General features: G+C 60.9%; 14 protein-coding genes. 6 read left to right on the top strand and 8 right to left on the bottom strand.

Features of this window, described 5'->3' with window-relative positions:
- Positions 1-17: 17 nt before the first annotated feature.
- Together AC3D24_RS22000 and AC3D24_RS21995 are read left to right on the top strand one after the other, a co-directional pair.
- Positions 18-818, top strand: coding sequence for a catalase family protein (locus AC3D24_RS22000; RefSeq protein WP_489033679.1), 801 nt, complete (start codon positions 18-20; stop codon positions 816-818).
- A 105-nt stretch (positions 819-923) separates the two neighbouring features.
- A complete protein-coding gene (locus tag AC3D24_RS21995) occupies positions 924-1,403 on the top strand; it encodes a GFA family protein (protein WP_489033678.1) in 480 nt (159 codons plus the stop codon).
- Positions 1,404-1,484: 81 nt separating this feature from the next.
- Here AC3D24_RS21995 and AC3D24_RS21990 read toward each other — a convergent pair whose 3' ends face one another.
- Genes AC3D24_RS21990 through AC3D24_RS21970 form a run of 5 tightly spaced genes read right to left on the bottom strand, consistent with a single transcriptional unit; the run spans position 1,485 to position 7,384 of the window.
- Positions 1,485-2,483, bottom strand: coding sequence for an SDR family oxidoreductase (locus AC3D24_RS21990; protein WP_489033676.1), 999 nt, complete (start codon positions 2,481-2,483; stop codon positions 1,485-1,487).
- A complete protein-coding gene (locus AC3D24_RS21985; RefSeq protein ID WP_489033675.1) occupies positions 2,480-4,744 on the bottom strand; it encodes a xanthine dehydrogenase family protein molybdopterin-binding subunit in 2,265 nt (754 codons plus the stop codon). The genes AC3D24_RS21990 and AC3D24_RS21985 overlap by 4 nt, the downstream gene beginning before the upstream one ends.
- Before the next feature lie 10 nt (positions 4,745-4,754).
- A complete protein-coding gene (locus tag AC3D24_RS21980; protein WP_489033674.1) occupies positions 4,755-5,768 on the bottom strand; it encodes an FAD binding domain-containing protein in 1,014 nt (337 codons plus the stop codon).
- Positions 5,765-6,292, bottom strand: a complete 528-nt coding sequence (locus AC3D24_RS21975) for a (2Fe-2S)-binding protein (RefSeq protein WP_277983593.1) — start codon at positions 6,290-6,292, stop codon at positions 5,765-5,767. The genes AC3D24_RS21980 and AC3D24_RS21975 overlap by 4 nt, the downstream gene beginning before the upstream one ends.
- A 9-nt stretch (positions 6,293-6,301) precedes the next feature.
- Positions 6,302-7,384 carry a catalase family protein gene (locus tag AC3D24_RS21970; RefSeq protein ID WP_489033672.1) on the bottom strand — a complete coding sequence of 361 codons (1,083 nt, stop codon included), beginning with the start codon at positions 7,382-7,384 and terminating at the stop codon, positions 6,302-6,304.
- A gap of 241 nt (positions 7,385-7,625) precedes the next feature.
- Between AC3D24_RS21970 and AC3D24_RS21965 the strand changes: the two genes are divergently transcribed.
- From AC3D24_RS21965 to AC3D24_RS21955, 3 genes are all read left to right on the top strand, one after another.
- The gene (locus AC3D24_RS21965) at positions 7,626-7,925 is read left to right on the top strand and encodes a hypothetical protein (protein WP_489033670.1); all 300 of its coding nucleotides are present in this window, start codon (positions 7,626-7,628) and stop codon (positions 7,923-7,925) included.
- A gap of 159 nt (positions 7,926-8,084) precedes the next feature.
- Positions 8,085-9,062, top strand: coding sequence for an SDR family oxidoreductase (locus tag AC3D24_RS21960; RefSeq protein WP_489033669.1), 978 nt, complete (start codon positions 8,085-8,087; stop codon positions 9,060-9,062).
- 100 nt (positions 9,063-9,162) lie between these two features.
- Positions 9,163-9,789 carry a class I SAM-dependent methyltransferase gene (locus AC3D24_RS21955; protein WP_489033668.1) on the top strand — a complete coding sequence of 209 codons (627 nt, stop codon included), beginning with the start codon at positions 9,163-9,165 and terminating at the stop codon, positions 9,787-9,789.
- Positions 9,790-9,888: 99 nt separating this feature from the next.
- On the opposite strand, the gene AC3D24_RS21950 is transcribed toward AC3D24_RS21955, so the two are convergent.
- Positions 9,889-10,254, bottom strand: a complete 366-nt coding sequence (locus AC3D24_RS21950; protein ID WP_489033666.1) for a DUF4440 domain-containing protein — start codon at positions 10,252-10,254, stop codon at positions 9,889-9,891.
- Positions 10,255-10,491: 237 nt separating this feature from the next.
- Here AC3D24_RS21950 and AC3D24_RS21945 point away from each other — a divergent pair, with 237 nt between their 5' ends.
- Complete coding sequence (locus AC3D24_RS21945; protein ID WP_489033665.1) at positions 10,492-11,016, top strand: DUF937 domain-containing protein; 525 nt, start codon at positions 10,492-10,494, stop codon at positions 11,014-11,016.
- Between the two features lie 371 nt (positions 11,017-11,387).
- Here the strand turns inward: AC3D24_RS21945 and AC3D24_RS21940 are convergent, their stop codons facing one another.
- Both AC3D24_RS21940 and AC3D24_RS21935 read right to left on the bottom strand, forming a co-directional pair.
- Complete coding sequence (locus AC3D24_RS21940; protein WP_489033663.1) at positions 11,388-12,215, bottom strand: IS5 family transposase; 828 nt, start codon at positions 12,213-12,215, stop codon at positions 11,388-11,390.
- A 76-nt stretch (positions 12,216-12,291) separates the two neighbouring features.
- Positions 12,292-13,377, bottom strand: coding sequence for a catalase family protein (locus AC3D24_RS21935; RefSeq protein WP_489033662.1), 1,086 nt, complete (start codon positions 13,375-13,377; stop codon positions 12,292-12,294).
- Positions 13,378-13,390 lie beyond the last annotated feature (13 nt).

The following is a 13,390-nucleotide window of genomic DNA, read 5'->3' as shown; positions in this document are numbered from 1 at the left end:
CGATCACACCAGGCGACGTGCTCGACGACAATGTTTCGACCCCGCGCGGTGTGGCACTGAAGGTGTTAGGGGTAAGCGGCGCACGTTTGCCCGGAAGCGAAAGCGATACGACGCAGAACTACGTTCTCGGCAATTCGCCATCGTTTCAAGTGGCAACTGCTGCCGGCTTTCTAAAGCAATTGAAGGTGTTGGCTGCCACGACGGGGCATGCCGAGCCGGTCAAGGAAGCACTCTCTGTTATCTCACGTACGACAAATGCTGGCTTGGAGAAGGTCGGCCTGAAGTCGGCAACATTGACCACCCTGGCCGGCCAAGCGACCACCGAATTGCTTGGTGACAGTTTCTATTCGCAGGCAGCAATCCTCCACGGCGATTATTTTGCAAAGGTGGTTCTTGCACCCGTGGCGACCGAGTTGGTCGCACTATCTGGCAAGTCGCTTGAAGTTTCCGGCCATCCCGACGCAATCCGAGAGTCGATTCAGCGCTACTTTGCCACGCTTCCAGCAGTATGGGAGTTAAGGGTTCAGTTGGCGACGGACATCAAGACGATGCCCGTCGAAGACTCCTCTACCGAATGGCCCGAGGACGAAAGTCCTTACGTCGCTGTAGCCCGCGTTACTGCCAACCCGCAGCAGTCATGGTCAGAAGAGCTGTGGGCCGAGGTCGAAAGCGGATTAGCGTTCAACCCCTGGATCGGTTTGGCCGCGCATCGGCCGCTGGGATCGATCATGCGTGCTCGGAGACCAGCCTACGCCGCAGCGCGAGAATATCGTGGGCAAGCGAATGGCATCAGGATCGAAGAACCTACGATACCATAGGCATTTGGCCCCGCTGGCAGGCAAGCTGGAGTGATGGTCGCTCTGCTCATGCCTTGGTGAACGATTTGGCTTCTCAAGCGGTTGGAAGGTCAAGGAGATCTATCAATGCGCGACGCTGACGGGACTTACGCAATCACGGGCGGTTGCCGCTGCGGGGGCATCCGATACCGCATCACGAAGGCGCCGCTATTCGTTATGGCCTGCCACTGCACAGACTGCCAGGAGCAGACGTCGAGTGCCTTCTCGCTGGGCATGCCTGTAGATAAGGACGGCTTTTCGCACACGGGTGAACCAGTTGTCATCACCAAGACGGCCGAAAGCGGAAACGAGAGCCGCGCATATCGGTGCCCCATGTGCGCAGTGTGGACGCACACGATAACGGACGGAACTCCGGACACAATCGTGGTGCGTCCCTCGACCCTTGACGACGCAGAGTGGGTCAAACCAGTTGCTCAGATTTTCGTCCGAAGTGCGATGCCTTGGGCAAAGCTCGACGTACCGCACAGCTACGAGAAGGAATTCGATGATCCGACCGAGATCGTGGAAACCTTCCAGTCATCGGGGATCCTCGACAAACTGTCATGATCTGCCGCAGGAGATAAATCTCGTGCCGCTCAAGTCTCAACTCATGGCGGCACAGGACAAATCACGACCCTGCTAAGGTAATCATTCGCGCTTCGAGCCTAACGTGGCGAGGATGGCACCCAGACCAAACAAGGCAATGGCGCCTATCGCAACCGGATGGCGCTCCGCAGCAGTATAGAGGCTCGTACGTCGTCCAGGCTGGACCCCAGACCGTTCCTGGCCGAGCTGGTTCGGCTCGAAGATCGACGTCTCCGTCGTTTTCTTGGCTGTGGGATCCGACATGGCAGGTGTGAGGATACCGGAGAGTTTGTCGAGGATCGCTGGAAAGTGCGTGCCAAGCAGGACTTGGAGCCGTCCCATACCGCCTACCGTGATATCGCGGCGAACGTGCTGCGCGGCGTCCAGGATTGCTTCCGCCACTAGCGTTGGATCGTAGACGGGCGGTGGGATCAGCGCTTCACCGTCGACATGGTTCGCCGCGTGCTGGGCGATGGGTGTGTCAATGCCAGCTGGCTTGATAAGCGTGATCGCGATCGGCAGTTTGTCGGCGGTGATCTCCATCCGCAGCGCATCGACGAAGCCCTTCACCGCGTGCTTCGAGGCCGAATAGGCGCTGAGGACTGGAGAAGGGAGGTCCGATGCGATCGACCCGATCGTGATGATCGCGCCGCCCTTGTTACGCAGATGCTCGATCGCCGTCAGACTGCCGTGGACGGCACCGAAGTAATTGGTCTGAAACAGTCGCCGATGTTCGTCGAGCGGCGTGTCGATGAGCTTGGCGTAGATCGCGGTACCTGCGTTATTCACCCAGGTATCGATGCGGCCATAGCGAGCGATGGCGACCTTTGCGGCCGCTTGGACCTCCTCAATAACACCAACGTCTGCGACCGCGAAGCTCGCGTCACCACCCTCGGCCCGAATGTCCTCGACGGCTTTCTCAAGTGCTGCTTCGTTGCGCGCAACGAGTACGACCTTGGCCCCCCGACCGGCTGCCAGCTTTGCCGTGACCAGCCCAATGCCCGAACTGGCACCGGTGATCACGACGATCTGGTCCGCGAGGGATTTTAGCGAGACGGTCATGCCGAGACCTCCGTTTTGAGCAGCTTGTCGATTGTAATGGGTAGGCTGCGAACACGCTTGCCGGTCGCGTGATAGATTGCGTTGGCGACCGCTGCAGCCGTGCCGACGATGCCGATCTCGCCTAGTCCCTTGACGCCAAGCGGGGTGACTTCGAGATCCGGTTCGTCGACGAAGATGACCTCGATATCTTGAATGTCGGCGTTCGCAGGCACGTGATATTCGGCATAATTGTGGTTGATCCACCGGCCCATCTTCACGTCGGCAAACGTCTCCTCATGTAGTGCCATGCCAATCCCCATGACGACGCCGCCTAGGATCTGACTCCGGGCGGTCTTGGGGTTGATGATCCGGCCGGCTGCGACCGCGTTGACCACCCGGGTCACACGGACGACGTCCAGCTCTTCGTCGACCTTCACTTCGACAAAGACGGCGCTGTGCGTGTTGCGCGCCTTCTGCATCATGCTGATCATGCCGGAGATTCCAGGAGAAGCGGTCTCCTCCTCTTCAATTACGGTCAGATCCGCAGCACGCATCACGTCGGTGATCGACACGCGCTTGGTGACGTCGGACTTGAGCGACATATGACCGTCGGCAAACTCAATGTCCTCGATCGACTTGGCGCCCCACAATGGCCGGTTCTCGACCTTGTCAGCCGCTTTCAGCAGCTTCTTGGCAACCGCTTGGCAGGCGAGCTGGACCGCTGCGCCGCCCGACGCCGCGCCCCACGATCCGCCCTCGACAGGAGAAGTTGGCAGGTCGCTGTCGCCGAGCTTTGCCGTGATCTGATCCACCGGCAGGCCAAGCGTGTCAGCAGCTACCTGCGTCAGCACGGTGTACGTGCCCGTGCCGATGTCAGATGCTGCCGTCGCCACCTCAAGATGGCCGTTTGCAGTCAGCTTCGCGCTGGCGGCAGTTTTGCTGAATTGTGCGTCCCACATGCCGGTGGCGACGCCCCAGCCGATCAGTTCCTTGCCCTCGGTCATTGATCGCGGTTCGGAGGTGCGCTTCGACCAGCCGAACTTGTCCGCACCTTCTCGGTATGCCTCGCGCAGCGCCTTTGACGTGAAGGGCAACTCGTTCATTGCGTCGATTTCCGAATAGTTGATCATCCGGAACTCAAGCGGATCGACCTTCGCCTTATACGCCATCTCGTCGACCGCGATTTCGAACAGGGCCATGCCGGTCGCCGCACCCGGAGCGCGCATATCCGCCGACGTGTAGGTATCGCGCGGCGCGATCGTGTATTCGCCGCCTGCGTTGGGACTGGCATAGTTCATAATGCCCCAGGTAACGATATCCTCCATGTTGTTCTCGAACCGTGACGTCGACGTTGTTGCGTCGCCGTAGATCGAGGTGAACATGCCGGTCGTCTCGGCGCCAAGCTTGATACCGTAGGTACATTCCGGCCTGTGAGCGTGCGTAAACATCTGCTGGCGCGTCATTACGACCCGCACCGAGCGCTCGAGCTTCTTGGCGGCGAGTACCGCGAGCTGCACCTGATATTGCGGCCGCAGCCCCGAGCCAAAACCGCCCCCCACATAGGCGTTGACGACGCGGACGTCTTTCTTCGAGAAGCCGAACGCGCTGGCGATATAGGCCTGGACGCCCTGCGACCCCTGCGTCTTGTCATAGACGGTAATCTTGCCATCGCCGTGCCATTCGACGGTGGACGCATGCATCTCCATCGGATTGTGATGCTCGGGCGCTAAATGATAAGTCTCGCTCAGCTGCAGGGCCGAGGCTTCGAAGGCCGCATTGGGCTCGCCCCGGGTTTTTGGCGGATGGTAGGTGTTGCGCTTCTTCTTGGGCAGAAACTTCTCTTCGAGCGATGCCTCGAAGTCGATATTGTGCGCCTCGTTCTCGTACTGCACACCGAGCAGGCTGGCCGCATAGCGGGCAGCCTCGAACGTCTCGGCGAGAACCAGAGCGACAGGTTGGCCGCTGAACATGATCGTCTCGTCATGCAGCGCCTTGAACGGCTCACCTGGGATATTGAGTTCGTCCTTGTAGCTATGGTCGAACCATGCCTCCTTCGGACGGTTCTCATGCGACAGGATCTCGACGACGCCGGGCACACTGCGCGCTGCAGCGTCATCAAAGCCGGTGATCTCGCCCTTCGCGATCGCGCTAGAGACGATCACGCCGTAGAGCATGTCCGGGACGGCATATTCAGCGGCATATTTGGCGGCGCCGGTGACTTTATCACGGCCGTCGACGCGGCTAAGCGGGGTGCCGATACCGACTTTCATTTGAGTTGCCATGTCGGGTTCCTTACGCGACGCGCTTGTCGATCTGGGATTGCGGGGTGCCTGCAGCGGCCTGTTCGAGCGCACGGACGATCGCCTTGCGGGCAAGCGCGACCTTGAAGTCGTTCTCACCCTGGCCGACGGCACCTGCAAGCAGAGCGCTTGCTGCCGTCTCGAACGCCTGGACCGTGGGGGCTTCGTTCTTGATCGCCTCTTCGACTTGGCTGCGGCGCCACGGTTTGTGCGCCACGCCGCCAAGCGCGATGCGGACGTCGGCGATGCGGCCGTTCTCCAGTTTCATCGCTACCGCGACCGAGACAAGTGCGAAGGCATAGGACAGCCGGTCGCGAAGCTTCAGATAGGTGTAGTTGGTGCTGAAGTCCTCGGATGGCAGGTCGATCGCGGTGACAAGCTCACCGGGTTTCAAGGTGTTGTCGCGCCAAGGCTCGTCGTCCGGGAGGCGATGGTAGTCCTCGAATGCGATCGTCCGGTCACCTTCGGGCCCCGTGACCTGCACCTGCGCCTGTAGCGCTGCGAGGGCGACGCACATGTCAGACGGGTGCGTAGCGATGCAGGACGAGCTTGCGCCGAGGATTGCGTGGATACGGTTCACGCCTCCGATCGCACCGCAGCCTGATCCCGGCTCGCGCTTGTTGCACGGTGCTGCAGTGTCGTAGAAATAGTAGCAGCGGGTACGCTGATTAAGGTTGCCACCATTGGTCGCGGCATTGCGTAGCTGCGGGCTTGCCCCTGCGAGGATCGCGGATGCAAGCAGTGGATAGCGCTGCTCGACCCGCGCGTCGTACGCGGTATCTGCATTGGTCGCGAGCGCGCCGAGACGCAGTCCGCCATCGTCACGCTCGGTAATCCTGTGAAGATCAAGCCGGTTGATGTCGACGATGCGGGAAGGGCGTTCGACATTCTCCTTCATCAGATCGATCAGGTTAGTGCCACCAGCCAGGTAACGGACATGATCCCCCGATCCTTCACGGACTGCCTCGGCAACGTCCCCGGCGCGGGCATAATCGAAGCGGTTCATCGCGCTGCCTCCGTTTCGAGCACGTCCATCACTGCGTCGGTGATGTTCGTGTACGCACCGCAGCGGCATAGATTGCCGCTCATGAGTTCGCGAACATCCTCGCGCGATTTGGCGCGGCCTTCGTTGATGAGGCCTTGGGCGGAGCAGATCTGCCCGGGCGTGCAATAGCCGCATTGGAATGCGTCACGCTCCACGAATGCGGCTTGCAGCGGGTGGAGTTCGCCGCCTGTTGCCATCCCCTCGATCGTGGTGATCTCGGCACCGTCGCGCACTACCGCGAGCGTTAGGCACGAGTTGATCCGCTTGCCGTCGATAAGGACGGTGCAAGCGCCGCACTGGCCGTGATCGCAGCCTTTCTTCGTACCGGTCAGATCAAGCTTGTCGCGAAGCAGGTCGAGCAAAGTTGTCCAGGGTTCGACCTGCAGAGCACGCTCTTCGCCGTTGATTGTAAGCGTGATCGGGAGGGTGCCTATAGGTTTGGCGGCATCCTGATGAGACGGGCGTGGGGGAGCAATGGTGGCCATGACGGATCCTCAGGCTGGAATTTGGCTGATATCGGCAGTGTTCTGTGCAGCGACGCCGTTCTCGCGGTGACGGAAGTCGGACAGGGCATTGTAGACCTGCAGCCGCGCTCGCATCACCGAGCCCAGCGGACGGTGCGCCGCGAGGCTATGCGCCGGGCGAAAGGTCATCACCTCGTCGAAATAACGGACGCGCTTGGCGCTGTATGCTTCCTGGCGCGGAATACGGATCGTCGCGACGGTGCGATACTGGCTGTCGTTTGCCGGCCATTCGACCGACGTATCTTCGATCGGCTGGCTTTCCGCGTTCGCCCAGAGCTGTACGCGGACCTCAAATACCGCTTCGTGCTCGCTGAAATACCGGACGGTGGCATGACGAAAGCCATCCTCGTCCTCGTGCGGATCCAGCAGCCAGTCCTTCAATTGATCCTGATAGACCGAAGCCGGGAACGCCGCGAGCTTGGCCACGTAATCACCGTAGCGGACAGGTGCCTGGCTGAAATAGCTGTCGAACAGCGGGTGACTGTAAGGATGCCCGAAGAAGTCCGCCTTGGGGCTTGGCGTCGCCACCTTCGTCAGCACCTTGTTCATGTTGCGCGCGAGGCTGGAGACCACACTCTTGAACCCTTCCGGCAGCGGCGTCGCGGCACCGATCTGCTTTGCGTCGCGCAGGAAGCCTTGAGCGGTACCCGATGGAAAGGTTGGTCCGGTCGCAAACACAAAGTCCTGCGTATTGGCGTCGTGGCCAAGCAGCTTCTCTCCATCCACGCCGAACACCTTGATCGCCATCCCGCGGTGGGTGGACACGCGGTCGCCCAACGTCTCGCCGGGGCCCTGCGCGAGCCGGATAGCGACCGGATGCGTGCCGGGCTTGGCGAACAGGCCTTGTGCAAGTTCGGGGGGCAGGTCGTTCGCGATCGTCAGTTCGCCGGTAACGCATGCAGAGCTTTTCGCGTGGCTCGCGCGAACGGCATGGCGTTCTCGCTTCTCGACCGTCTCGGTCTGCTGGGTCATGCCCTTGATGATGCCGTCGATTGACTCTTGCTCGTCCGGCTGGATCGTCTCGATGTCGTCGCTATACCGCAGATATGCCAAGCTATGCCTCCCAGATCTCAATGCGAGAGGAAGGCGACGCGTGTGGACGCCTACCACAGTCGCAAACAATCAGAGCGGTAACCATTTTCAGTACGGATCCGTTCCCGACAACCTACTGATCTCACGCCGAAAGGCGCTGATTCTGAGATCGGCTATTTCCACGATGAAATCGGAGAACTCGTTGAAGATCGGGGAGACTATATCCGGTTGAAGGGTTTTAGAGCGAGCAGAGGAGATCGACATGGCAATTGAACAGCCGAAAATTGCACCTGACGAAGAGAAGCCGGAGCCGAACGACGCGGATAGCGCTGCGACTGTTTTAGACGATGCGCAGTTGACCAAAACGCCTGGTGGTGGGGGGCTGGGCGGTGCCGATGCCGCGGATGTGTTGAGCGGATGGGGAAAGCTCAGCGGTGGTGCGACGCCGAACAGCGCTATCGATGTGCCAGTTCCCCATGGCGGTGGTGGTGACCCAACTCGCGAAGCGCAGCTCAGATCTTTGAACGATGGCCCCAAGGAGCCGCACACCAATCCGAACTGATCATCCGGGGATCTCTTTTAAGGAACATCGCGCGGTCTCGGGGGACACCCCGGCGCCTCCGAGACGTTGAGTGCCTATGCATGATGATAGGACAGTTCGTCTAATGCGACCGCGTTGTCTTCCCGTAGGTGTAGAGGCAGCCGCCTTGAGCATTGTCCGATGAGCGCTAATCGTAATCTGGCCGGGCGCCGCGTGGTAATTACCGGTGCATCGAGCGGCATCGGCGCGGCAACGGCGGTGGCTTTCGCAAAAGCGGGAGCACGACTTGTCCTGGGGTCTCGCGGCAAGGAAGGGCTGGACGACGTCGCGCAGCGCTGCGTCGAAGCTGGCGGTAGCGCAATCGTCCGACAGGTAGATTGCACCGACGCAGGCGCAGTGGCCATATTCGCCGCTCAGGCGCGCGATCTGCTCGGCGGCATTGACCTGTGGTTCAGCTGCGAAGGCGTCGGTGTGCTTGGCCGGTACGAAGACGTCCCGATCGCGGATCATGCCCGTGTCGTCGATGTGAACCTCGTCGCCCACATGAACGACGTCCATGCAGTACTGCCGATCTTTCTCGCGCAGGATCACGGCACTTGGGTAAACATGATTTCGGCGGGCGGTTTTGTCGCCACGCAGTATGCTGCGGCGTATTCGGCGAGTAAGTTCGGGTTGCGCGGGTTCAGCGCGGCTTTACGCGGTGAGGTGTCGAAGCGCCTGCACATTCACATATGCGACGTCTGCCCGACCTTCGTCGATACGCCCGGCGTGGACCATGCTGGCAACTATACCGGTGCCCGGCTTTCGCTTCCCCCCGGTTCGCTCGCACCGGAGACGGTGGCGAAGGCAGTCGTGCGGCTTGCCACGCACCCTCGTAACCTTACCGCCGTCGGCGCGCCGGCAATCGCATTCAAACTCGGCGAGTTCGCGGCGCCGAACCTGCTGGCGGCGATCATGAGTGGCTTCCTCGACACCTGGTCGGCCCGCGCGGCCGACGGCAACGACAACGATGGGGTGTTGTTCGAACCTGGCGTCCCCGCCGGTCCAGATGGTGGCCGGCGCGATCCACACCGGGGGCGCAAGGTGGCAGCCGCGGCGGGCGGTATGGCGGTTCTTGGCCTTGCGGGGGTCAGTGTATGGCTCGGCCGTCGTCGGTGATTGAGGACGATCGCTACCTCGCGTTGCGCTCGGGCATACGGGTACGAACGGACGCTGCGGTTGCAAATACCGGCTGGTTTACTTGGCAGGGGTTCACCGCGTGACCGAAGCGATCGAGTTGGGACTGCCGGCGCAGGCCTTCGACCGACAGGATGATGGCGACGACCTTGGCTTCTACGCGCCCCCGCGTTTGGTCACGCACATTGACGAGGCAGCAGTAGATGCACTGACCAGCCTGTACCGCGAGGCGATCCCCGCTGGCGGGCGGGTGCTCGACCTCATGTCGAGCTGGGTCAGCCACCTGCCGGACGACGTCGCCTATGGCGAGGTCGTCGGCCACGGCATGAACGCAGAGGAACTCGCCGCCAATCCGCGCTTCGATCGCTGGTTCGTCCAAGACCTTAACGATGTGCCTGACTTGTCCGAAGGGGACGCGCGCTACGATGCCGTACTGATCTGTGTCGGGGTTCAATATCTGCAACACCCCCTGGCGGTACTGCGCGAGGTTCGTCGTGTGCTGAAGCCGGGAGGCCGCGTCATCATAAGCTTCTCAAACCGCTGCTTCCCGACCAAGGCCGTGGCGGTCTGGCGCGCTCTCGATACGCAGGGCCACGCCTCGCTTGTCCGCCTCTATTTGGAGACGGCAGGGTTCCGCGATGCCACGGCTTCCCTACTAGCAGACGGTCGCCTGGGCGATCCATTGGTCGCGATAACTGGTCGCAGTTGAGGCTGTCGGGATCACACCCGCAATGGGGGAGCCGACTTCCCGGTTTAGTACCGTTGCGCCTGTTACAGGTATGTATCAGGCGCAACGGCAAGCCCGCGGTCAGGCTTCGACGCTGGCGGTCAAGGGTGGTGTCTGCTGATGTTGGACGACCAGCCAATCGTCGTGTCCCCGCATCCGCAAGGTCGAGGTGCAATGCGCCTCGTACTTCTCGTCGCCGCTCGCGCATCGCGCGGTGTACGCAACGACGATGAGGCCCTCTTGAGGGCGTGACACTCGTCGATCCGATAGGTCGATCGTATCCCAATCGGGCGTAGCCTTGACCGCATCCTTCGCTTCCTGCCCCTGGAAGACATAAGGCGGCCGGGGCAAGACCATGACGATCTCCTCGTCGATCCGGTCCTGGTAATGCTCGTCGCTGGCATCCCATAGGCTGCCTTCGAATTCCCACACGCGCTGGTCGTCCATGCCGTCTCTCCTTCATGGCTCAAGCGCGAGAGGATGGGGGAGGGTTCCGGTGTCTCGGCACCATCGCGTCAAGATCTACCGACGGATAAGACGTTTTGGCGCCCGTACGCCCGAGCTCCCTGACTAACATTGCGCAGACAGCGCATGCCTGCCGATCCAAGGTCCAAGCGCGATTGAAGGGGACCGGACCTATAGGTCGCAGCATCTGTTGGTACCCGTCGCAACAAGGGAGCTGACATGAACCTCAATGACCTCCTCCCAGATGGTGGCATCGATGCACTCGCCGCCCAACTAGGCATACCGCGCGAGCAAGCTCAGCGCGGCGCAGAGGCGCTGCTGCCGTCAGTTCTGGGCGGCATGGGGAATAACACGACGCAGTTAGACGCCCATGTGAACACGCTTGGCGGCGCAGACCTTGCTTCGAACGTGTTGGGCAACGAGCCGACGCAGATCGATCGCGGTAATCAGATCCTCGGCGGTATCTTCGGATCGAAGGACGGCAGTCGGGAGGTCGCCGACAACGCGGCGCAGAGCAGCGGCCTGGCGCCTGAGCTTCTCAAGCAGATGCTGCCGATCCTGGTCATGCTGGTGGCCGGCCATCTGACAGGGCGCTCGGGCGGGCAGCAAGGTGGCCTTGGCGGAATCCTTGGATCTGTACTGGGCAGCCTGGGTGGCGCTGGAGTCGCAGGCGCTGCGCCCGGGGGCGGTCTTGGCGGTGGCCTCGGGGGTATTCTTGGTTCGGTCTTCGGCGAGCGGCGATAGAGACGTCCGGACGTAAGACCGTCTTGCCCGATCAAACCGGTGGACTTGAGGTCCACGATCATCTCGTCGCCACGTGGCTACGGCACGGTGATAACATCGATGGCATGACTGGGGAGCGCATGTGATGCGGAGACGAGGAAACAAGCGAGCCGGTCCTGTGGCAATTGCCACCTTCGTGATGATCGTGGCACTCGTCGTCACGATATGCTGGCTCGCCGCGCGTGGCTTTCAGAAGCAGCCGAATGGACCACCGCGTGGTAGTCAGACGCTGCCAGCTCAGGCAGCGCAGGGGAGCGTAGCTGCGACGCCTCCGAACGCTAGTCCAGCTCGCTAAATTGAGGACGGTTAAGCCAGCAGTCTAAGAGCCCGACTCATAATTCGAGTTTAGCTATACGGCGCGTCATTCGCCGGATGGATGAGACGACCATCCAGGCTTCGGACGAGGCGATGGAGGCTCCCCAGTCCTTGGCGAGACGCCGGCATCGGCTGAGCCACGCCAGGGTGCGTTCGACGACCCAGCGCCGGGGCAGAATGACAAAGCCCGTCAGGTCGGAACGTCTGATGATTTCGATTGTCAGCCGATCAATGTGCGCGACCGCTGCTTCAAGCTTCTGGCCGGCATAACCGCCATCGGCGAACAGTCTGGTGAGCGCGGGATACGCGTCGCAGGATCGCTCGATCAGACCGGGCGCCCCGTCGCGGTCCTGCACATCGGCGCCATGCACCACGCCTTCGAGCATGTTGCCGAGCGTGTCGGTCACGATGTGGCGTTTACGCCCCTTGATCTTCTTGCCCGCGTCGTAGCCGCACGGCCCACCCGCCTCGGTGGTCTTGACCGACTGGCTATCAATGACGCCTGCGGTCGGCGCCGGCGTGCGACCTTCCGATACCCGCACCCATGCCACCAGCACTGCGTTGATGAAATCGAGCAGGCCGTTGTCGCGCATCCGGTAGAAATGGTACTGCACCGTTGTGAAGGGCGGAAAGTCCTTGGGCAGTTGCGCCCACTGGCACCCGGTCGCCGCGATATACTGGATCGCATCCCACAAGGTCCGCGCCTTGTGCTTGCGCGGCCGTCCCACCCTAGAGGTCCGCCTCAACAACGGGCGGACGACAGCCCATTCTTCATCGGTGCAGTCGCTTGCATAGCGCAGCCTGCTTCTGTCATGCTCGCGCCGAGCGGTTTCAGTCCAGCTCATGTGATCCTCGTGGTCTTCGCACCCCCCGGTGAATCACAAGCTACTGAAATCGCTCAACTCAATTTTCGGTCGGGCTCTAAGAAGGCACCTCGTCCAAGGAACGAGGCTCTGCTGGGGCAGCGCCGTTCTCGAATCTACGGAACGCAGTCGTATGTTTATATACCTCCATCCGTGCGCGCATTATCGACCCCAACGGGCGGTGTTCATCAAGCGCATTCGCTGGATTGAATGACAGCCGATCGTCGAAGTACTGCTCGCGGGCGGCACTGAAAGCCACTTGCCGAGGAATAACCAGCCTTCCAACCGTCCGGTATGGGCTTTCGGTTTCGGGCCACGTAACACTTGCATTCTCGATAGGCATTGCATCAAGATCAGTACATAGCTGAACCTTCACGTCGTACATGGCTTCGTGAGTTTGGTAGTAGGCCTCGGTAACGTGCCGAAATACATTGTCATCGGAAACGTCTACGTCTTGTTCGCCGACGTTCTCCAGAGTTTCTTCAGATGGAAAGACCGCGACTTTCGCCACATAATCCCCGAACCGGATAGGTGCTTGACTATAATACGGATCGCTCACCGGGTGGCGCGGTGGCCGGCCAATGAACTTCAGGTTCGAACTCTCCAAACCTACCGCTTCCAGCAAAGCCTCTGCACCGCGTGCGACGTGCGATAGCGCAATGATGCCGCGCTCAGGAACGCGGGGAGCCTGCGCGCCAGTCAGCCGAAAGGCTTTAAGAAAGCTTTTCGCGGTCGACGCATTGAATGCGGGATCGACTGCAAGCACGAAGTCCTGAGTAGTCGTTTCGTCGCTTTCCGGTAAACGATGTCCCGCGACGTTCAGGACTTTGATGGACATGCCGCGTTGCCCTGATGCTTTGTCAGAAAGCTTCTCAGGCGGGCCCGGTGCGTAGCGAACCAGTGCTTCAAAGGTGTGCGGGCGGGCGAACAGACCTTGAGCCAGTTCCTCCGGCAGATCCGGATCAACGGTTAGAAAGGCTTTGACGAGCCCGACCGCCTTCGCGTGCGTCCCCTTCATCGCCATACCATGCTTCTGACGAACCCGCTCCGCAAGTTGCAGCATCATTTCACGGATTTGATTGATCGTCTCTGCCTCGTCTGCAGAAATCGTCTCGATGTCGTGCCTGTAGTGAACGTATGTCATTACGCTGCCGTCC

It is taken from the genome of Sphingomonas sp. SL1004 (genome assembly GCF_057815015.1).
The sequence above is the reverse complement of the archived record's forward strand: the minus strand, read 5'-3'. Positions and strand labels throughout refer to the sequence as shown.